The organism is Rhodococcus sp. ENV425, from assembly GCF_002887785.1.
GTDB lineage: Bacteria > Actinomycetota > Actinomycetes > Mycobacteriales > Mycobacteriaceae > Rhodococcus > Rhodococcus aetherivorans.
Genome location: NZ_PCZU01000287.1, coordinates 11,050 through 12,560, shown reverse-complemented (window position 1 = coordinate 12,560; position 1,511 = coordinate 11,050). Strand labels below are relative to the sequence as shown.

The 1,511-nt window shown below is 73.3% G+C and carries 1 protein-coding gene; it reads left to right on the top strand.

Translation table 11 applies throughout. The features are described from left to right. The coding region (locus tag CQZ88_RS32020; protein ID WP_258008829.1) for a condensation domain-containing protein at positions 1-1,511 on the top strand (1,511 nt) is incomplete at both ends.

Sequence of the window (1,511 nt, the reverse complement as noted above, 5' to 3'; positions counted from 1 at the left end):
GTACGTGATCTTCGGTGGTGAGGCGCTCGAGCCGCGCCGCCTGGAGGGCTGGTTCGCCCGGCACGGGGACACCTCGCCGCGGCTGGTGAACATGTACGGCATCACCGAGACCACGGTGCACGTGTCGTACCGGGAGATCGGTGCGGACCTGGCCGAGGCCGGTTCGGCGAGCATCGTGGGCGTGCCGATCGCGGGCCTGCGGGTCTACGTCCTCGACACCCGTCTCAACCCCGTCCCGGTGGGCGTGGCCGGTGAGATGTACGTCGGCGGCGGGCAGCTGGCCCGCGGATACCTGGGCCGTCCGGACCTGTCCGCGGCCCGGTTCGTGGCCGATCCGTTCTCCGCCGACGGCGGATTGCTCTATCGCACCGGCGATGTGGCGCGCTGGGCGGTCTCGGGTGACCTCGAGTACCTCGGCCGCGCGGACGACCAGGTCAAGATCCGTGGCTTCCGGATCGAGCTCGGCGAGGTCGAGTCGGCCGTGCTGGCCCAGCAGCCGGTCGGGCAGGCCGCGGTGATCGTGCGCGAGGACGCCCCCGGGGCGGCGCGGATCGTCGCGTACGTGGTGCCGGCGGACGGCGCGACCGTCGACGTCGAGGAACTGCGCGCCGGGGTGGGCGCGCTGGTGCCGGAGTACATGGTGCCGTCGGCGTTCGTGGTGATCGACGCGATTCCGTTGACGGTCAACGGCAAGCTCGACCGCCGGGCGCTGCCGGAACCGGTGTTCGAGACCCGGGTCTTCCGGGCGCCGTCGACCCCGGTCGAGGAGATCGTCGCCGGCACGTTCGCCGAGGTGCTCGGCGTCGAGCGGGTGGGTGCGGACGACGACTTCTTCGAGCTCGGCGGCAACTCGCTGATCGCCACGCAGGTCGTCTCGCGGCTCGGGGCGGCGCTCGACACGCAGGTTCCGGTGCGGACCCTGTTCGAGGCGTCGACCGTCGCCGCGCTCGCGGCGCGGGTCGAGCAGGACGCCACCGGCGGCGGCCGGGTGCCGCTGACGGCGCGGACGCGTCCGGAACGCATCCCGCTCTCGCCGGCGCAGCAGCGCATGTGGTTCCTCAACCGCTTCGATCCGGAGTCGACGGCCTACAACATCCCGATGGCCCTGCGGCTGACCGGTGACCTCGACGTCGCCGCGCTGCGCGCCGCCGTGGCCGACCTGGTGGCCCGCCACGAGACGCTGCGGACCGTGTACCCGGAGACGAACTCCGGTCCGGTGCAGGAGATCCGGCCCGCCACCGCGGTGCCGATCGGTCTCGAGCCGGTCGACGTCCCGGCGGCCGAGCTGGAGTCGCGGCTGCGCGCACTCGCGTCGACCGGCTTCGACGTCACCCGCGAGATCCCGCTGCGGATCGCGCTGTTGCGCCTCGCGCCCGCCGAATACGTCCTGGTCACCGTGGTGCACCACATCGCCGCCGACGGCTCGTCGATGGTCCCGATGGCCCGCGACGTGATGACCGCGTACGCCGCCCGGGCCGCCGGCACCGAACCGGCGTGGGCGCCGCTCGAGC